Annotated in this window: 17 protein-coding genes and 1 tRNA gene; 8 read left to right on the plus strand and 10 right to left on the minus strand. The window is 53.4% G+C overall.

Translation table 11 applies throughout. The features are described 5' to 3' along the window. The first annotated feature begins 1 nt into the window (after nucleotide 1). From tadA to EXZ61_RS09445, 3 genes are all read left to right on the plus strand, one after another. Nucleotides 2-1,327, plus strand: coding sequence for a tRNA adenosine(34) deaminase TadA (gene tadA, locus EXZ61_RS09435; RefSeq protein ID WP_142811220.1), 1,326 nt, complete (start codon nucleotides 2-4; stop codon nucleotides 1,325-1,327). 7 nt (nucleotides 1,328-1,334) lie between these two features. Then, a complete protein-coding gene (locus EXZ61_RS09440; RefSeq protein WP_142811222.1) occupies nucleotides 1,335-2,279 on the plus strand; it encodes an LD-carboxypeptidase in 945 nt (314 codons plus the stop codon). A gap of 74 nt (nucleotides 2,280-2,353) precedes the next feature. Continuing rightward, nucleotides 2,354-3,271, plus strand: a complete 918-nt coding sequence (locus EXZ61_RS09445; RefSeq protein WP_142811224.1) for an adenylate/guanylate cyclase domain-containing protein — start codon at nucleotides 2,354-2,356, stop codon at nucleotides 3,269-3,271. Here EXZ61_RS09445 and EXZ61_RS22590 read toward each other — a convergent pair. The 6 genes from EXZ61_RS22590 to lptF form a co-directional block, all read right to left on the minus strand. Beyond that, nucleotides 3,268-3,744, minus strand: coding sequence for a DUF1223 domain-containing protein (locus EXZ61_RS22590; protein ID WP_142811227.1), 477 nt, complete (start codon nucleotides 3,742-3,744; stop codon nucleotides 3,268-3,270). The genes EXZ61_RS09445 and EXZ61_RS22590 overlap by 4 nt on opposite strands. A gap of 134 nt (nucleotides 3,745-3,878) precedes the next feature. After that, nucleotides 3,879-5,048: a pyridoxal phosphate-dependent aminotransferase gene (locus tag EXZ61_RS09455; RefSeq protein WP_142811229.1), complete on the minus strand. Its 1,170-nt coding sequence runs from the start codon at nucleotides 5,046-5,048 to the stop codon at nucleotides 3,879-3,881. Beyond that, the gene (locus tag EXZ61_RS09460; protein ID WP_142811231.1) at nucleotides 5,026-5,991 is read right to left on the minus strand and encodes a CysB family HTH-type transcriptional regulator; all 966 of its coding nucleotides are present in this window, start codon (nucleotides 5,989-5,991) and stop codon (nucleotides 5,026-5,028) included. The genes EXZ61_RS09455 and EXZ61_RS09460 overlap by 23 nt, the downstream gene beginning before the upstream one ends. 67 nt (nucleotides 5,992-6,058) lie before the next feature. Continuing rightward, complete coding sequence (locus EXZ61_RS09465) at nucleotides 6,059-6,457, minus strand: sirohydrochlorin chelatase (RefSeq protein WP_142811233.1); 399 nt, start codon at nucleotides 6,455-6,457, stop codon at nucleotides 6,059-6,061. Further along, nucleotides 6,454-7,560 carry an LPS export ABC transporter permease LptG gene (gene lptG, locus EXZ61_RS09470; protein ID WP_142811235.1) on the minus strand — a complete coding sequence of 369 codons (1,107 nt, stop codon included), beginning with the start codon at nucleotides 7,558-7,560 and terminating at the stop codon, nucleotides 6,454-6,456. Before lptG ends, EXZ61_RS09465 begins: the two co-directional genes overlap by 4 nt. Continuing rightward, the gene (gene lptF, locus EXZ61_RS09475; RefSeq protein ID WP_142811237.1) at nucleotides 7,557-8,669 is read right to left on the minus strand and encodes an LPS export ABC transporter permease LptF; all 1,113 of its coding nucleotides are present in this window, start codon (nucleotides 8,667-8,669) and stop codon (nucleotides 7,557-7,559) included. The genes lptG and lptF overlap by 4 nt, the downstream gene beginning before the upstream one ends. Before the next feature lie 23 nt (nucleotides 8,670-8,692). Between lptF and EXZ61_RS09480 the strand changes: the two genes are divergently transcribed. The 5 genes from EXZ61_RS09480 to EXZ61_RS09500 all read left to right on the plus strand — a co-directional run bounded on the left by EXZ61_RS09480 (nucleotide 8,693) and on the right by EXZ61_RS09500 (nucleotide 12,407). Further along, on the plus strand, nucleotides 8,693-10,138 hold the full coding sequence (locus EXZ61_RS09480; RefSeq protein WP_142811239.1) for a leucyl aminopeptidase: 1,446 nt from the start codon (nucleotides 8,693-8,695) through the stop codon (nucleotides 10,136-10,138). Continuing rightward, nucleotides 10,135-10,572: a DNA polymerase III subunit chi gene (locus EXZ61_RS09485; protein ID WP_142811241.1), complete on the plus strand. Its 438-nt coding sequence runs from the start codon at nucleotides 10,135-10,137 to the stop codon at nucleotides 10,570-10,572. Before EXZ61_RS09480 ends, EXZ61_RS09485 begins: the two co-directional genes overlap by 4 nt. Continuing rightward, the gene (locus EXZ61_RS09490; RefSeq protein ID WP_142811243.1) at nucleotides 10,572-10,856 is read left to right on the plus strand and encodes a hypothetical protein; all 285 of its coding nucleotides are present in this window, start codon (nucleotides 10,572-10,574) and stop codon (nucleotides 10,854-10,856) included. Before EXZ61_RS09485 ends, EXZ61_RS09490 begins: the two co-directional genes overlap by 1 nt. Nucleotides 10,857-10,995: 139 nt before the next feature. Then, the gene (locus EXZ61_RS09495; RefSeq protein WP_142811245.1) at nucleotides 10,996-12,189 is read left to right on the plus strand and encodes a branched-chain amino acid ABC transporter substrate-binding protein; all 1,194 of its coding nucleotides are present in this window, start codon (nucleotides 10,996-10,998) and stop codon (nucleotides 12,187-12,189) included. A 128-nt stretch (nucleotides 12,190-12,317) separates the two neighbouring features. Further along, nucleotides 12,318-12,407: transfer RNA gene (locus tag EXZ61_RS09500), tRNA-Ser, on the plus strand. Nucleotides 12,408-12,571: 164 nt separating this feature from the next. Here EXZ61_RS09500 and EXZ61_RS09505 read toward each other — a convergent pair. The 4 genes from EXZ61_RS09505 to EXZ61_RS09520 form a co-directional block, all read right to left on the minus strand. Continuing rightward, entirely contained in the window at nucleotides 12,572-13,345 is a 774-nt protein-coding gene (locus EXZ61_RS09505; RefSeq protein ID WP_168224729.1) for a response regulator, read from the minus strand. A gap of 38 nt (nucleotides 13,346-13,383) precedes the next feature. After that, nucleotides 13,384-13,692 carry a histidine kinase dimerization/phospho-acceptor domain-containing protein gene (locus tag EXZ61_RS09510; RefSeq protein WP_142811249.1) on the minus strand — a complete coding sequence of 103 codons (309 nt, stop codon included), beginning with the start codon at nucleotides 13,690-13,692 and terminating at the stop codon, nucleotides 13,384-13,386. Further along, nucleotides 13,689-14,273, minus strand: coding sequence for a HAMP domain-containing protein (locus EXZ61_RS09515; RefSeq protein ID WP_142811251.1), 585 nt, complete (start codon nucleotides 14,271-14,273; stop codon nucleotides 13,689-13,691). Before EXZ61_RS09515 ends, EXZ61_RS09510 begins: the two co-directional genes overlap by 4 nt. Nucleotides 14,274-15,430: 1,157 nt before the next feature. After that, complete coding sequence (locus EXZ61_RS09520; RefSeq protein ID WP_168224730.1) at nucleotides 15,431-17,242, minus strand: diguanylate cyclase; 1,812 nt, start codon at nucleotides 17,240-17,242, stop codon at nucleotides 15,431-15,433. Nucleotides 17,243-17,741: the final 499 nt, after the last annotated feature.

Consider the following 17,741-nt stretch of genomic DNA (forward strand, 5'->3'; position numbering starts at 1 on the left):
CATGCAGGTAGCTGAATACCCCCCAGTTGCGGGGCAGGATGATACATATTTCATGCGCTTGGCACTGCAGCAGTGCTCTCAATCAGGGGAGTCTGGCGAGGTGCCAGTTGGCGCTATTGTCGTTAAAGATGGGCAAGTCATCTCAGCAGGATCCAATTCACCGGTTCGTGAGCATGATCCAACAGCCCATGCAGAGATCAAAGCACTGAGGGCCGCCGCCGCCCACTTCAAGAACTACAGACTGGACGGATGCGAGCTCTACGTCACCTTGGAGCCCTGTGCCATGTGTGCTGGAGCAATGCTTCACGCCCGTATCAAACGCGTGGTGTTTGGAGCGAGCGATCCGAAAACCGGAGCAGCAGGCTCCGTGATTGATTTGTTTAGCCAGCCTCAGTTGAACCACCATACATCGGTAGCGCAAGGCGTGCTTGAAGACGAATGTGCGCAGCAGTTGCGAGAGTTCTTCCTTCGCAAGCGACGCGAAAAAAGAGAGTCTAGTTGTCGCCTGCGCGATGATTCGCTACGAACTTCTGACAGCAGGTTTGACTTTCTGGGAATAGATGTTTTTTCTTCAGTGTATTTGGACGGACTTGCAAGCCTCCGTGGGTGGCGATTGCATTATTTCCATGCTGTGGCGCCTGTACGAAGCGCACCAGTCTATCTTTGTCTTCATGCCTCAAACACATGGGCTTATACGTTTCGAGAGGTTCTGAGAGGTGTATCCGCACATGGTAATGGCACGGCCATCGCCCCTGATTTAGTCGGTTTTGGCAAGAGTGACAAGCCAAAACGGGAAGATGCACACGACCTCACGCTGCACGTGCAGATACTGCAGGAAATGGTGAATCATTTGAATTTGTCCAACATCGTTCTGGTGCTGCAGGGTGACGCATTGCACTTAGGTATCCAGTTACTGTTGCAAGACCGTGATCGCTTTTGCGGGTTGATCATGGTGGATCCTCCTTCTTGGGCTGGCGCTTTTGTGTCAAAGGCAGACCATCACTTAGACTTACCCACCGACGCAGCTGGGTTACCTCTTGCGATTGAAGATGCGCCATTTCCGGACGCTGGGCATCGCGCTGGCCCTAGGGCATTTGCGTCGCAAGTGGCTGCAGGTGCAACCTCCCAAGGTAGCGTGTTTATAGAAAAGGTAACGCAATTCTTTCACGATGAGTGGCCGCACCCGACCGTGATCGTTAAGCGAAAACATCCAACACTAACTGCTGGCCTTCAGCAGCGTAAACGCGGTAGTACATCAGCCATTCCTGCTGTGCTCATTGATGACAGGTTGGCAATGAGCCTGTTCACTTACTTTGCTGCAGGATAATCGTCGAGTGAAAAAGCATATATATATCTATTCCCCATCGGGCGCAGTCCGTGACAAAGCTGCGTTCAAGCGTGGCATTAAGCGCCTGCAGCAGCTGGGTCATGACGTTGAGGTTGATGCTGATGCCTTGACCAGTCACATGCGTTTTGCTGGTGATGACGCAACCCGTTTGCAGTCTATCCATAGGGCATGCGCAAGTGGTGCCGATGTTGCGCTGATATCACGGGGTGGGTACGGACTCACACGTCTTCTGGCTGACATCAAATACAAGGACGTCGCCAAGGCGGTGGACCGTGGGACGCAGTTTGTAGGCCTCAGTGATTTCACTGCATTTCAACTGGCTGTCTTACGCAAGACCGATCGTATTACGTGGGCGGGTCCTGCCCTATGTGAAGGCTTTGGTGTCGGTGGCCCGGGAAATGTGGAGGCACCAGACGACATCATGGAAGACTGCTTCAATGACATGCTACTGGGGCAAGGAGAGGGTTCTGGGTGGCGAATGAATGCAGTGCCTAATGCCTTATTGGAAAAACCAGACGTCCTCTTGAGCAAGAATGGTCAGATTTGGGGTGGCAACTTGTCCATCGTGGTGTCGTTGCTCGGGACTCCTTACTTTCCAATGGTTAAAGGGGGCATTTTGTTTTTGGAAGATGTTGCGGAGCATCCCTATCGCATTGAGCGTATGCTGACGCAGCTCTTGCATGCGGGTGTATTGGCACAGCAGAAGGCCGTTGTGCTTGGGCAATTCACAGACTACACACTTACCTCGCATGACAGAGGGTTTAAGTTGCAGTCTGTCATCGCTTGGCTACAAGCTACTTTGAAAGTGCCAGTTCTGACAAATTTGCCCTTTGGGCATGTACCGACCAAAGTGCTGTTGCCAGTAGGTGCCAAAGCGGAACTTGCGGTGAATGGTCGAGACGCAATGTTGGTTTGGGGGCATGTTGGGTGACCGCTGTTTCGCAGCGAGTCCCTGACCGTGTTCTAGGTGGTCACTAATGGGTACTCCTTAAGGTAACGGTCAGAATGGGCACTCAGGTCACTGTGGTCTTCACAGATCTTCATGGCAGCACGGCCGTATATGAGTCGCTGGGCAACGTGCGGGCGACCCAAACGGTCACAGACATTACGCATTGGATATCGCAACAATGCGTGTCACATGGCGGTCGCGTTGTCAAAACCTTAGGCGATGGTGTGCTCGCCATGTTCATGGACCCACAGAGTGCGGTGCGGGCTGTGGTTGAGCTGCAACGGACGCACTACAAGCGGGTAATGGCTGCCCCGGCAGATGCGCGCTTACCCATGCGCGTTGGGCTAGCGAGTGGCGAGGTCGAACTTGTGGACAATGATTGCTACGGAGATGCGGTCAACGTGGCGTCTCGTCTATGCGATTTGTGCGGACCGCACCAGATCTGGGCAAACTCCGCTTCACTTACAAGTTTGTATGAAAGCAGCGGCGTGTCGTTCAGGCCTTTGGGGGCCATTGGGATTCGTGGCCGCGCCGAGCCCTGTTCTGTTAGTCAAATTGAATGGCGGCAAGAAGAGTTCTCTGACTTTCTTACCGTGAACGGTAAAGTCGAAGATGCTTTCCCAAGCAGTGGCAGCGATGTACTGGGTCGCGAGATAGAACTACGTTGCATGGAGCAGTGCAAGCGATATAGGTCGTTTGAGTTGCCGATCTACATTGGGCGGGTGCGCGCCGTCGAGTTTAGGGTAGATGACCCCAGGGTGTCTCGCAACCATACACGCCTTGATTGGCGCAATGGAAGCATCGTTCTTTCGGATGTCAGCAGTTACGGGAGTTGGGTCCGGTTTGCTGGAGATACCGTGTCAGCGGTGTTTTTGCGTCGCCAAGAATGTGTTTTGCACGGGAAAGGGGAAATCGCTTTGGGAGCCCCTTTTAGCGACCTTAGCGCACCAGTTGTCTCGTTTTCAGTTCTTTAGCAGCATTGCAAACTCAAGGGTTGCAGGGTTTCACCGGTCCTTGAGTTGGAGGCACCTACTCTGACTTGGCGCGGATAGCTAAGGTTCACAGGGATTGCCGCCAATCGCAGCGTTTCCGGAACTTGGTAGAGCCCAACTGTCACGTATGGGCGGGCCACGACGTCGTGTTTTAGAAGTTCGCCTGCACTTTCACCAGCCTTCACACGTGAGCGGTGGCCATTCTCAGTCACAGTCCAGTAGGCGATATACCTATCCTTGGCTACTGTGGCCTTTCCCTTTAGGGAGCTAAGCCAACAGTCCGCATGCGGACAAGAGCTGCAGGCTTCCGAGGTGTAAAGCTCAACGACAGGTGTCCTAGTTGCGGGGGGGGCAGCTTGCAAGCCGCAGACACCCCCCAGACCCGCCCATAGGATACAAGTGTTGCCAACAATCAAACTTTGGTGATGCCAATCGGCTGTCATGAATGTATGCATGAGTTCATGCTGGCCCCTCGATACTGTGATATTCCAACTTAGTCGTGGCTTGCCTAGCAGACCTAAACGTAAGCTGAAAATTCAACAAAAACAGGTGCTATCGCACGTCAGTACTGCGTGACTCACTATAAAAGTTATAGCTTACTGAGCTTCTCTAAGGCAGCCTGCAATGTGCTGTCTTGTTTTGCAAAACAAAAACGCACCACACCTTGGTCAAAGCTATCTCCATAAAAGGCGGATAGTGGAATAGCCGCAACCCCTACTTCTGTGGTCAGCCATTGACAAAACTGCGTTTCGTTCAGGTCGCTGACGCTAGAGATGTCTACGCACTGAAAGTAGGTGCCTTCGCACGGGAGCAGCTTGAATCGACTGCCAGACATCCCACGTCTAAAAAGATCCCGCTTGCGTTGGTAAAACGCAGGCAGTTCCAAGTAGGGTGCCGGGTCGACCATGTAACGTGCCAAAGCATGCTGCATTGGCGTGTTGACGCTGAATACATTGAACTGATGCACCTTGCGAAACTCTGCCATTAAGCTCGCTGGTGCTGCTACCGTGCCAATTTTCCAACCGGTGACATGGTAAGTTTTGCCAAAACTCGACACGACAAACGCTCTGGCGGCTAGCTTTGGGAATCTTGCCGCACTTTGGTGTTCTTGGCCATCGAACACCATGTGTTCGTAGACCTCATCACTGATCAACAGGACCTGGGTCGGCTCCAAGATTGCTTGCAGCGTCAACATGTCTTCTTTGCTCCACACCGACGCGCTAGGGTTATGGGGCGTGTTGATGATGATGGCGCGGGTTCTAGGGGTTATCGCCGCGGAAATTTTGTCAAAGTCTGGTCTGAATGTGCCTGCAACCAACGGTACCCGCACAGCTGTGGCCCCTGCTAAGGCGATGTTGGGCACATAGCTGTCATAGCAGGGGTCAAGCACGATGACCTCATCCCCAGGATGTACCACTGCCAAAATACACGTGATGATGGCTTGGGTAGCGCCCGCCGTGATAGTGATCTCGTCGCTGGCGCTGTATTGATGGCCATGGAGTGCCGCAATTTTGGAAGCAATGGCCTCTCGCAGGGGCGCAATACCCGGCATTGGCGGGTACTGGTTATGCCCTGACCGCATAGCGTCACTGACATGTGAGAGAAGGGCAGGATCACATTCGAAGTCGGGGAAGCCTTGGCCCAAGTTTACGGCCTTGTGTTTCGTGGCTAACGCTGACATCACAGTAAAGATGGTTGTGCCAACTGTAGGCAAGCGGCTGACCAATGCGGGGGATTCAAAGTTCATAGTCGTTGACATGGCCTTCCATGGCTTTCTCAATCAATGCGCGGCTGAGACGGTCACTCAGTAGCTCGGCAAAAGTGTATACAAAGTTACGCAAGTAAGCGCTGCGCTTAAATGCAACCCGTGCCACATTTTGGCCAAATAAATGACCTGCCGGGCGGGCAATCAGTCCCCCTTGGCCTCCTGTTTTACTCTGGTCTTCTAGTACGTCCGTGACGGCCATCTCAGCCGCAATGCCGATACCTAGGCCCAGTCGAACATAGGTCTTGATCACGTCTGAGTCGATAGCCTCTAGCGCAATGCGTGGGGTAAGCTTACGTGCTGCAAATGCTTGGTCGATTTTGGTGCGGCCAGTGAAAGAGGGGTGGTAAGTAATCAAAGGCTCTAGCGCCACGTCCTCTATGGTGATGCGCTCTTTGTTTGCCAATGGATGGTTCACAGGAAGCACCAACATGTGCTGCCATTCGTAGCAGGGCAGGGTTACCAGTTCCGCATAGGCCGCAAGAGACTCTGTGGCAATGCCTATTTCAGCCACCTCATCAATCAACATGCGAGCAACTTGGTCTGGTGCACCTTGGTGCAAGCTGATGTTGACCTTGGGGTAAGCAGCCCGCAAAGCGGCTACCCTTGTCGGAAGAACGTACCTGGCTTGCGTGTGGGTAGTCGCAATAGAAAGCGTGCCGTTGTCTTGGGCACTGTACTGCTCGCCAATGCGCTTGAGATTGCCCACCTCTCGCATGATGAGTTCAATGCTTCTGAGCACGTGCTGCCCTGGCTCTGTGATGCGCTTGAGCCGCTTGCCGTGGCGTGCAAAGATGTCCACCCCTAGCTCCTCCTCCAGCTCAATAATGGCCTTGGAGACCCCAGGTTGGGAGGTGTGCAGCGCTTTGGCCGCTTCTGTCAAATTTAAATTTCGGCGGGCCGCTTCCTGAACAAAGCGAAATTGGTGCAGATTCATATCGAATATCAACTAAAGATGTTGTTTATTATGCTCCAATCGCTATTTGGATAGCGCTGCCTGCGCACTATTTCTGTAGAGCGATATCGCACAGTGTCTGTATCAGGCGCTCGTCTTCCCCGACAGCGGGTTGAAGCAAAAACTCTGTGTTTGGGTAGGTGGTCGTGAGTTCGGCAACAAGCAAAGGCAAGTCTTCGCGCGCATGCTTGCCCATCCCCAAAAACATGGGAACAACCGTGATGCTCTTGATACCAGCCGAGACCATCGTAGTGACGGACTCCAAAAGACTTGGGGAGCACAACTCCAAGTAGGCGCAATCCACCAAAGCGTTGGCCGCGTCATCCCTGATTTTTTGGGCAACGGCTTGCAACGGTCGACTCCATAGCGGGTCACGTGAGCCATGGGCAAACAACACAATGCCCTTAGTTAAGTTGTTTTTGTTGTTCTCGTTGTGTGTAAGGGTCATCTTCGAATCACCAACCAAGTAAATGCTGACAGGGAAGCTACTGAGTAAATCAGGCCGGGCAAAGCGGCGGTGAGCCAGGGTTGCCATCCTTGCAAAGCGCCCAAATCGCCCAGCACATTATTGAGAAGTACAAAACTAATCCCGGCCATGACCCCACCGAACACGTAGCTCGCAATGCCGCCTGAGCGAAAGTGCAGATATGCAAACGGCAGGGCAAGTACAACCATGACCAAGCAGCTCAGTGGATAGAAGACTTTTTTCCAAAACTGAATTTCATACTTCTGGGCCGCCTGGCCATTCGCGTTTAAGTGCCGCATGTATTGGAACAGGTCAATCGTACCCATGCGCTCTGGTCGCAGAACCGCTGCGGCAACCATCTCCGCGCTAACCTGTGTAGGCCAACGAAAGGTCTCCATAAAGGTGCGCTCAATGCCCGCAGACTTGGCATCTCCTGCAGCGAACTCTGTGCGTTCGACTTGCTCTAGCAGCCACGAGTCATCTTCGCCAAACTTGGCCGCTTTGCCCTGAGTGGTGGAAACCATGGAGCCATGGTTGTCAAACTCGTAGATACGCACATCCTTCATATCAGCTTGCGCGCTCAGTGAACCCACGTTGATTGCATAGTGGGCATAGGCCTGCTTCTCTTTGAGCCAAGCGCCTGTTTTACCGACGGTTACGTTGCCACTAAACTGAGCTTTGAGGAGCTGGGCAGTTTTGTCCGCCAATGGGGCAACGTAGTCGCCTATGGCGAAGGTAATGATGACAAAGCTAACGCCAAGCGTCAGCAAGGTTTGCAACGCCCGCCAAGGGCCTAATCCGCTAGTTCTCAGAATTGTGAATTCTGAGCTTTGTGCAAACCTTGCCATTACAAAAATGGTGCCTATGAGTACCGTAATTGGGAAAAGCTCGTAGATGTGGCTCGGGGCCATCAGCGCAACGTACAAAAGCGCTTTGGGAATGTTGTAACCCGTTGCACTGTGGCGTCCAACGGCTTGCAACTCATCCACGAAGTCGAAAAAAAAGAACAATGCGATGAAGCCAAGTGTCACCAATGCCACAGCCACAATCACTTCGCCATAAAAAAGTCTCCGTAGGGTCTTCATGCGGTGGTCTGCTCGGGGTTGGCGCGACGCGGTCTACGCGTGAGTCGCAAGGTCCAGTTGTTGTGGCGCTTACTTAGCCACAACACCGCGACCAGTAGCGTCCCCCCATGCAAAGTCAACAGCAAGACGCCGATGGAAACTTGAGAAGTTTCTACCCAGTTCTTTCCTAGAATGAGCAGGTTGAAGTACACAATGAAGGTAAGAAATGCCACACCTAAATTGCCAGTGCGCCCCACCCGCGGGTTCACCCCAGCGGTGGCAAGACCAATCACAATAAAGTTAAACGCTGCCAAGGTTAGGCCTGCACGCCACGCCAGCTCGCCCAAGTATCTCGGTGTGGGCATTTGTAGCAATCGCAGCGTGCTCAATGATGCTGACGGCTCATTGGTTCGCTGGGATTGATCACTGGGTCCGACGCGTGCGCCGTATGTCTCAAAGGTGCTTACCGCCATGTCGCGCTTGGCGAAGTTTTTCTCTAAGCGTTGGCCGTTTTCTAAGACCAAGTATTTGTCGTCACCCACCACTTCGATCTTGCCCCGCTGTGCTGAGGTGATAGTCTCCTTGCCCTGTTCGTTCGTTGCAATGAAGACGTTATGACCAACTTGCTGGGCTACGCTGTCTTTCTCGATAAAGAAAACACGGTCACCGTTAGCAGACTCTTGGAACTTGCCGGGCTCAATGCGTGCAATATCTCCGCGCTTTTCGTACTTATCTCTAAAGTCCTCAATACGACCAAATGCCCAGGGCAGGATAAAGAAGGCCAGAGCCATAATCACCACCAAAATTGGCCACGCAAACCGATACAAGGGCACCAACAAAGATGCCAATCCTTGCCCACTTCCAAACCAAATGACCATCTCACTGTCGCGAAACATACGCGTCAGCACGCTTAGGACCGCAATAAACAAGCTCATGGAAAGAATAGTGGGCATGTCTGACAGGACGGTATAGCCCATGATGATGAGCACGTCAGCAGGGTCAAACGTACCCCGAGATGCTTCGCCCAGTGTCCGAATCAGTGTCATGGTCATGACAACCGTAACAAGCACGACCAATGTAGCGCCAAAGCTGCGGGCTAATTCTTTGCGAATGGAGGAATGGAATAACATTGGTCTAAAGGAAAAACGCAATTATGAACTTTGAACTCAAACCACTCGGATTGTTAGCCTGCGCCAACGAGAAATGTGATGCGCTCATCGTATTGGTTCCTCAGGCATTCAAAGCCAGTAAGGACGACTTATCGCAACTGATTGCCCAAGCGATTAAGGCGTCGGACTTTGAAACTAAACCCGGCAAGACCTTGAGTTTGTACCGACCCTTGCAAGCAAATGCTGACCGCGTTGTGTTGGCGGGCATTGGTGATGGCAGCGCCCGCCAAGTCCGTACGGCGGTTCATGCCGCCTTAGCCTTGGTCAAAACGCCTTCCCTTAAAAAACTTGTGTTGAGCTTTGCCACTCCGGCGCAAGAGGGATCTGTGCGCGCAGCCGTCAGTGCCAGCGCTGATGCTAGCTACGTCTACGTTACCACCAGGTCCAAACCAGAGCCTAGGGTGCTGCAAAAAGTGTTGATTGCCTGTGAAAACGCTTCTGAAGTGAAGTCTTCCTTTGACCGCGGTGTTGCCACCGTAATCGGGGTTGAGTTGGCTAAAGAGTGGGCCAATAGACCTGCCAATTACGCAACACCTACGTTACTTGCCAAAGCGGCCCAAGAGTTGGCTGCATTTCCTAAATTTAGCTGCGAAGTTTTAGGGCCTAAAGAAGTTGCCAAGCTGGGCATGGGTGCCTTTATAGGCGTGGCACAAGGCTCGGAGCAGCCCTTGCAATTCATCGTGCTGCGCTATGACGGTGCGGTAAAAACCAAAGCGCCTACCGTTCTGGTTGGTAAGGGCATCACCTTTGACAGCGGCGGCATTTCACTAAAGCCCGGTGCGGAAATGGATGAAATGAAATATGACATGGGCGGCGCAGCCAGTGTCATTGGGGCGTTTCGAGCCATTGCGCACCTCAAGCCCGCAATCAACCTAGTCGGGCTCATCGCCGCTTGCGAAAACATGCCCAGTGGGCGTGCGCTCAAGCCCAGCGACGTGGTAACCAGTATGAGTGGCCAAACCATCGAGATCTTGAATACCGATGCAGAAGGCCGCCTTGTACTGTGTGATGCACTCACCTATGCCGAGCGGTTTAAGCCAGCTGCTGTGGTAGACATTGCAACACTGACCGGCGCCTGTGTGGTGGCCCTCGGGGGCGTTCGCAGCGGTTTGTTTGCGACCGACGAAGCATTGGCCCAAGCCCTGTTGGCAGCCGGTGATGCGTCGCAAGACCTGTGCTGGAGAATGCCGCTTGACGACGACTACGCAGATGGATTGAAGACCAGCTTTGCAGACGTGGCCAACGTCGCAGGACGTGCTGGCGGTGCCGTTACCGCCGCGAAGTTCTTGCAGCGCTTTACCGAAAAGTACCCGTGGGCCCATTTGGACATCGCAGGCACCGCATGGAAAGGCGGCGCAGCTAAAGGGGCAACGGGGCGCCCAGTGGGCTTGTTGGTCGAATACTTGATGTCACAGGCCGCAGCTAAGTGACAGAGGTTGCGTTTCATTTCGGGGCACCTGACAAGCTTGCCTACGCGTGTCGCTTGCTGCGCAAGGCCGCTGGCTCGGGTGCATCTATTGTGTTGGTTGCTGATAGCGAAACGTTGCAGTTCCTGGACAGTGCACTCTGGGGGGTGTCAAGCACCGACTTTGTGCCACATTGTCTCTTAGGCGCAGACCTAGACATACAGCGCAAGTCGCCCGTCGTTCTTGCGCCATCGGTGGACGGCGTAGCACTCGCTCGGGATGTACTTGTCAACCTCGGCCAGCTAATTCCCACTGGCTTTGAAAGCTTCAAACGGGTGATCGAAATAGTCAGCACCCAAGAGTCGGATCGTCAGCTGGCCCGGGATCGCTGGAAACAATATGCCAAAGGTGGCTTCACTATTGTTCGCCATGACCTTCAGTTGAAAGGTGCGACCTGATGCCAAGCGAGAGGCCCGCGGCACGTTTCTTGCCTACTTTGACCGAGGTGGTGAAGCCAGCCGTGCCTAGCACGGCACAGCCAACCGAAGACGATTTGATTGCGCGTGTGATGGACCGGCTCATGCCCATGTTGAACACGCGGCTTGAAGCGCATTTTGAAATCGCAATGCGAACTCAGTTACAGCACATGCGTGCCGGCTTGCAACAAGACTTAGAGAGTGCCGTGAGGACTGCTTTGGAAGCCGAACTGGCTAACGCATCAAAGCCCTCTGTGCCGCGCTAGGCCCTGTTTTGGGGCGGCTTTGCTTGTGTTTGCTGGGGAACATCCCTATATAGGTGCGTAAACAAATGCGATATCGTCTAGCGGGTGGAAAAAGCTAATTCACGCAGGTGTTCTCGTCAATAAATATTTAAGGCCATTTATGCAATTCAAAGTAAAAAGTACATTAACCGTCTTGGCAGCCGCGACCCTGTTGGTCGCTTGTGGCAAGAAAGAAGAAGCCGCAGCTCCAGCAGCAGCACCGGCTGCGGCTGCACCTGCCGGTGATGTCATCAAGATCGGCCACGTAGGCCCAACCAGTGGTGCCATTGCCCACTTAGGTAAAGACAATGAAAACGGTGCGCGTTTGGCCATCGAAGAGTTGAATGCTGCAGGCGTCACCATCGACGGTAAAAAAGTAACTTTGGAATTGATGGCTGAAGATGATGCTGCGGATCCAAAACAAGGCACCGCCGTCGCACAAAAGTTGGTGGATGCTAAGGTTGCAGGTGTGATTGGTCACTTGAACTCTGGCACAACCATTCCTGCGTCCAAGTTGTACAGCGATGCAAACATTCCGCAAATTTCTCCTTCTGCGACCAACCCTAAATACACACGCCAAGGCTTCAAGACAGCTTTCCGCATGGTGGCTGACGACGCGCAGTTGGGTGGCACTTTGGGCAAGTACGCAGTGGGCACCTTGAAGGGTAAATCCATTGCCGTGGTGGATGATCGCACGGCTTACGGCCAAGGTGTTGCAGAAGAATTTAGCAAAGCAGTTGAAGCCGCAGGCGGCAAAGTGGTCGCCAAAGAGTTCACAACGGACAAAGCCACCGACTTCAACTCCATCCTGACTACTATCAAAGGCAAAAAGCCTGACGTCGTGTTCTTTGGCGGTATGGACGCGGTTGCCGGTCCTATGCTCAAACAAATGAAGTCTTTGGGTATCAAGGCCAAGTTCATGGGTGGTGACGGCATTTGCTCTACAGAATTAGTAAAACTCGGTGGTGACGCGATTGCTGACGACCAAGTATTCTGTGCTGAAGCAGGTGGCGTTGAAGGCGAAGGCAAGGCTGGAATGGATGAGTTCAAAGCCAAGTTCAAAGCTAAGTTTGGCACTGATGTGCAGGTCTATGCGCCTTACGTCTATGACTCAGTGAAAATCATGGTAGCTGCCATGGTCAAAGCGAACTCATCTGACCCCGCAAAGTATCTGCCCGTATTGGCAGCAACGGCTGACTACAAGGGCGTGACCGGTCCTGTGTCCTTTGATGAAAAAGGCGACATCAAGAACGGCGCCTTGACATTGAAGACCGTGCGTGGTGGCAAATTGGAAACACTGGCTGTTATTCGCTAACGCTTCAGTTTTTAAGCCCGACGTCGTCGGGCAAACTTCAAAGGGTGCCCATAAGGCACCCTTTTTTTATGGATGTATCCGTATTTTTGAAAAAATACGGGATTCCTCAGCATATAATTGAAAGCTCTGGAGAGGTGGATGAGCGGTTTAAGTCACACGCCTGGAAAGCGTGCGTGGGGTAAAACTCACCGCGGGTTCGAATCCCGCCTTCTCCGCCAGAAAATGAAAAAAGCCCATGTCAATCATGGGCTTTTTTTTGCCTTGTGGCTTTGATTATCCAATCAACTATCAAATGGGTTGCCGGTTGTTTGGCTGTTTTTGGCCCAGCTGCAGTCTCTTCGCCAACTTTGGCAAAATTAGCTGGCCATTAGCCTCCTTAAGGCTAATCTAAATCTGGACAAAATCGTTCAATCAGTGCCTTCAAATCGCCAATGACAACGGGCTTTGGCAAATGCGCATCCATGCCAGCTTCCAGGCACTGCTCTCTGTCTTCATCACGCGCATTGGCCGTCACTCCAATGATCGGAGTTCGCTGACCTGCTGCCTCTTTGGCTCTTATGAGCTGCGTTGCTTCCAGACCGCCCATCACAGGCATCTGTAAGTCCATCAGAATCAGATCCCAGGTGGAGTTTGAAAACTGTTCCACGGCCAATTCACCATTGGCCGCGATGGTGACGGAGTGACCAGCGCGCTTCAGAATGGTGGACAGCATCAGCTGATTTATTGGGTGATCCTCCACTAGAAGCACCTTTAAGTGACGACTGGCCAATTGGCCCTGCTGTACCTCTGCCATCGGGGTTGTCGACGCTTGCACGGCTGTCTTGGCTGGCAAGTCAGGCACGCAGGTGAGCCGAACGGTGAAATGGAAAGTGCTCCCTTCTGCCACAACGCTTTCTACACGAATGCGCCCATTCATTAGTTCCACTAGGCTGGCACAGATTGCCAATCCTAGGCCAGTGCCGCCGTAGCTTCGCGTTGTCGATGCATCAGCTTGCGAGAACGCCTCACATATTGACTGCATTTTTTCAGGTGGGATACCAAGGCCAGAGTCTGAAACTGCAAAACTTGCCTCGATAATTTTTTTGCTCTCAGAAGACAGCTGCAGCGCCACAACTACTTCCCCCGCGCTAGTAAATTTGATGGCGTTGTCGCTCAAATTCGATAGCACCTGTCGCAGACGACCAGGAGCGCCCATCAGATTGGGGGCAAATTCTGTGGACTGTCGAAGCGCAAGACGAGCTGCTTTTGATTGGCCCGTACTTGTATGCCTTGAAGGGTGTCACGTACCAACTGCCCTATGTCAAATGCAATAGATTCGAGTTCGATCTTGCCGGCCTCAATTTTAGAAAAGTCCAGAATACTATTGAGAATCACCAAAAGCGATGCGGCTGAACTCTTGACCGCTTCTAGGTAACTACGCTGGGTTGCGGTCAATGTCGTGTCGAGGGTCAAATCCGTCATACCCATGATGCCATTCATGGGGGTTCGAATTTCATGGCTCATGTTCGCCAAAACTGGGATTTGGCCTGATTGGCACTTGCAGCACGCTCTTCTGCCTGTTTGCGCTGTTCTAGCGCTACGTGCAAATCAGCGAGCGGCTGCTCCAAGCTGCGTTGCGTCAATTCAACTTGATTTCGTGAGCCAATAATGCCCTCGCGAGCGTCGTCGATGCTGTGTGCGGCGCCGCCGATCTCTGCCTGTAAGTTGTTAAAGCTCTGGGCCATTTGGCCAAGTTCGTCGCGACTGTTCACTTGCACTGGCCTGCTATCGACGTGTGCATGTGCCTCATCAAGACGACCTTCACCTAAAGCGCGCATGGCTCGCGTGAAGTCCGCCACCGTCCCACTCGCTAGTCTTTGTGCTGCGGAGGCCACTTCAACCGCAGAGTGCGCGATCATCCCCGGCAAAACAAGCCCCACACTGATCGTGAGCATGGCGACCGCTACGAAAACGTCTTCCAAAGCGCTGATCCATGCACTATTGCCTTTGGGCACGCTTTCGCCCGCTAGCAAATATCCGGCGCCGTCCAGCACCAGTACCAACAGCATTGCACCAGTGAGCTTGATGTGAAGAGAGTGCGGCACACCAGGCAAGCCAAGCTTGTGTCTGTCGGAATACTTCCGAATGGCATACAGGACAGCGACAGAGTAGGCGAAGGCCAGACCGAAGAGGACTGTTGGTAAGCCAAAGGCTCCCGCGCGGCGCTCTGTAGGGGCGCAATAGACCCGGTTGGTCGCGCCGTAGAAGCCATACAGCTACGCATTGGCAATGCGATGCCGATGAGGTACGTGAAGTTAGCTGCAGCGATCAACCAAATAGGTACAAAGCCAGACAGGAATGCGAGGATTGCCGACACAGCTGCAATCGGCACTGTCATGCGCGACACCCACTTCACACCTAGCAAGTTCACGCCCATGAAAAACAGCTTCAAACCGACGGCTAGCGCTTCTACTGATACTTGAGGCAGGTACCAGCATTTAATCGCCGAAGCAGACCATAGTGCGGTTAGCCCGCAAGTAGGTACCCAACCCCACCACTAACATGTACCGGCAAGATTGGCGAGCACTGGAGCGTAAGGCCGGAACGCTTCGCTACACGTTGCCGCAATGCCTCCAACACGGTTGGGCCACATCAAAACCAATTCGGTCCAGCCAGGCGCCGCGGCCCAACTCAGCAACAGGCCTAAGGCCAGCAACGTAACGGCTGCACGACCCTGACCAAGAATGTTCCCCTAGCCTGCAAAGAGTGCAGCAATAAGAAATAGGCTTTGGTTGCTCCCCCATTGCCAAAGCGGTAGTCCCTATCCATCCTAGCGTTCGGGGATGATCCGCTATTGCGGTGGGTACTTCAGGCTGTTGAAGCTGAAGGGGCTTTGCGGTTGTCAAGGCGTCTGACATGGCACGTTTTGCTCCCGCAGACGTGTAAAGATCGTGTTTATTCCAACTAATTGCAATGCTCCTCTGATGGAGTCAACCTAGCACGGAAAAAAGCCCTGCAGCTGAGGCGGGGCTGCGGACTATTTCCAGGTATCCGTCCATTGGCGCAAGCAGTTCGTCAGTTCGGTCTGGATCGGCGGTCTTGTCCATGTCCCCAAGCCTAAGTCTTTTTCTGACAGCCAAGTGCGTGTTCAACTTCAATACCAAGACATCGGTGAGTTCCCCCCCCTGTTTTGCTTCGCGCAACAAAGCAAGTAAGGAATTGATCGCATGTTCACCCTCATGGGTTAACTTTTGAACATGGACTACGCGACTTTCAAAACCCGCACCTGTTGCTTCGCTTGAACGCCTACGCAGTTGCGCCCTCCGCGCTTGGCTGCGTAAAGCGCTTGGTCTACATTGCCCAAGAGTTGTTCGATACTGCCGATTTGGTTGTCCCAGGTAGCGATGCCCAAACTGGCGGTGATGTAGATGCTTTGGGTGTCCGTAGCGTAGGGATTCAATGCAATGGCTTGGCGAATGCGCTCTGCCATGTAGGCCCCTTCGCGCAGTTCAAGGTTGGGGCAAATTATTAAAAACTCCTCGCCGCCCCAGCGACACACCGTGTCTTCTTTGCGCGCTTGCTTTTGGAGGCACTCGCTCACGAGTTTGAGTACATCGTCCCCCACCATATGCCCATGCAAATCGTTGATGCATTTAAAGTGGTCAATGTCGATGCTGATGACGCTGAAGGGGGCCGAGTAGCGGCTGGCATTGGACCAAGTCTGTGCCAAGGTGTGCAGGCCCGCACGCCGATTCGACAAAGCGGTCAAGGGGTCAGTGAGCGCGGATTGAAGTAAGCGCTGGTTGCTTTGCGCCAGGTCTTCGGCCGCCATTCTCAGGCGCTTGTGGTCTCGCTCCCACGCTTCACTAATGCGCACGTAGCGGGCTTGGGTGTGCAGTCGTGCTTGCAAGCAACGCAAATGGACGGGCTGCGGCAGGCAGTCATCCCCCCCCGCGTCAAAGGCGGCAAGTACACGATGTTCGTCATCGTTTTCGAGCAGCATCATCACAAAAATATGCTGGCTCCATGTATTGGACTTGAGCGCTTGACACAGACCCTTGCTGTTCATGCGCTGCCCGGATCCGAAAGTGAGCACCGCGTGGGGCTTGAACTTGAGAGCCAGGCTGAGGGCGTCTTGGCTGTTGTCGGTGGTGAGCGTCTCGTACTTGCACTCATCGCGCAGGTAATCGCTGATCACTTCGGCAAATCGCGCATCCTCGCCGGCCACCAACACTTTGAACCATTGGGTGTGCGACTCCACCATAGCGGCGAAGGAGGACACATCGTTGACTTGCACGTTCAAGCTATTTCCCCACATGCGCCACTGCTGCAGCAGGTCATCGACGCACTCGGTGAAATCACTTTCGTCTAGGCCCAGTTTCCCAGCTAACAGGTGCAACTCCGAAAGCTGAAATGCCGGATCTTTGCTCGGATGCAAGACAAAGTTGGCAATCCTGAGGCTCAGGTGAACCAAGGTGGCCAAGCGCCACTGCCGTGTGCCATGTGCGTAGATGATGGCCTCTGGGTCTTCATGAAACTTGAGCGGCTCAATCAAGACTTCTGGCAGGCCCCATTGCTTGAGCAGCCGGTCAGTCATGGCAATGTGGTCAGTGTCCAGTGCTTTGCGTTCTTCAGCCAATAGGTTTCTAGGCTCCAAGCCACGCACCAAGATGGCGGAGTACTCCATGGGGTAGGCGGTTGCGAGGGCAAGGCAACCGACTCGCGAGAGCAAACCACATGAGAAGAGCTCATCGGCCATGCCAAGCTCTAGCATTTCGCCTAAGTCTTTGACGGCAACCGCCATCAGTAGTGCGTGACTCCAAAACAAGGCGTAGTTGAAGTGTTCACATTCGCCACGCCCGTATTGGTCCACCAAGGAGAAGCTAAGTGCGAGAAGCCGCACCGACTGCACACCAAGCCGATTGACTGCCTCTACGGCCGACACCACTGGCCACATCATGCCCTCTGCGAGGTTGTTGGCTTGCTTCAAGAGCCTGCCTGTCAGAGCCGGGTCTGACTGCACTAGCGTTGCAATCTGGCCAATGGTGACGCGCTCGTCATCGCAGAGCTGCATGATCGATAACGCCACGCCTGTTGGGCTGGGCAGTTTGTGGGCCCTTTTTAGCAGTATTGGAATCGCTGTTCCGCTCATAACGTACCTCCACTTTTTTTCTTTTACGTACCGGGGATGGCGCCCTTGGCTTGGATTGTCTTTGCAACCTTTGCGCTGTCTAAGGGCTCCAACGCATTGCAAAAGGGACTTGGCTGGCAATGCGCAATAAATTATTTATTGAATTTCATGTAGGTCGCACAAAAAAGTAGATAGCAGCCTTGGCTCTCAAAATTCACATTTATTTGGAGGAATGTGTTGGCTTTCGCGCAAAAGCCGCGTGGAAAAATGGTTTTTTTGAGAGGGTGTGCGGCAATGAAATGGCCCCGGAGTTTGGGACAGGTGTTTAAGTGAGACCTATGCAAGCCTGTGGGCAGCGCCGCACCTGAACCCGCCGCTTTTCGCTGCCACGCACGCGCTATACCGACGGGTGTTAGGACGCTTTATCCGCATGGGTTGGGTG

This window comes from Rhodoferax aquaticus, assembly GCF_006974105.1.
Lineage (GTDB): Bacteria > Pseudomonadota > Gammaproteobacteria > Burkholderiales > Burkholderiaceae_C > Allorhodoferax > Allorhodoferax aquaticus_A.

Excerpts from the sequence above, each read along its gene's own strand:
- EXZ61_RS09455 (WP_142811229.1), bottom strand. The coding sequence starts at position 5,048 with ATGTCAACGACTATGAACTTTGAATCCCCCGCATTGGTCAGCCGCTTG.
- lptF (WP_142811237.1), bottom strand. The coding sequence starts at position 8,669 with ATGTTATTCCATTCCTCCATTCGCAAAGAATTAGCCCGCAGCTTTGGC.
- EXZ61_RS09445 (WP_142811224.1), top strand. The coding sequence starts at position 2,354 with ATGGGCACTCAGGTCACTGTGGTCTTCACAGATCTTCATGGCAGCACG.
- tadA (WP_142811220.1), top strand. The coding sequence starts at position 2 with ATGCAGGTAGCTGAATACCCCCCAGTTGCGGGGCAGGATGATACATAT.
- EXZ61_RS09520 (WP_168224730.1), bottom strand. The coding sequence starts at position 17,242 with ATGCAGCTCTGCGATGACGAGCGCGTCACCATTGGCCAGATTGCAACG.
- EXZ61_RS09460 (WP_142811231.1), bottom strand. The coding sequence starts at position 5,991 with ATGAATCTGCACCAATTTCGCTTTGTTCAGGAAGCGGCCCGCCGAAAT.
- EXZ61_RS22590 (WP_142811227.1), bottom strand. The coding sequence starts at position 3,744 with ATGCATACATTCATGACAGCCGATTGGCATCACCAAAGTTTGATTGTT.
- EXZ61_RS09510 (WP_142811249.1), bottom strand. The coding sequence starts at position 13,692 with ATGAGCCATGAAATTCGAACCCCCATGAATGGCATCATGGGTATGACG.
- EXZ61_RS09465 (WP_142811233.1), bottom strand. The coding sequence starts at position 6,457 with ATGACCCTTACACACAACGAGAACAACAAAAACAACTTAACTAAGGGC.
- EXZ61_RS09480 (WP_142811239.1), top strand. The coding sequence starts at position 8,693 with ATGAACTTTGAACTCAAACCACTCGGATTGTTAGCCTGCGCCAACGAG.
- EXZ61_RS09490 (WP_142811243.1), top strand. The coding sequence starts at position 10,572 with ATGCCAAGCGAGAGGCCCGCGGCACGTTTCTTGCCTACTTTGACCGAG.
- lptG (WP_142811235.1), bottom strand. The coding sequence starts at position 7,560 with ATGAAGACCCTACGGAGACTTTTTTATGGCGAAGTGATTGTGGCTGTG.
- EXZ61_RS09495 (WP_142811245.1), top strand. The coding sequence starts at position 10,996 with ATGCAATTCAAAGTAAAAAGTACATTAACCGTCTTGGCAGCCGCGACC.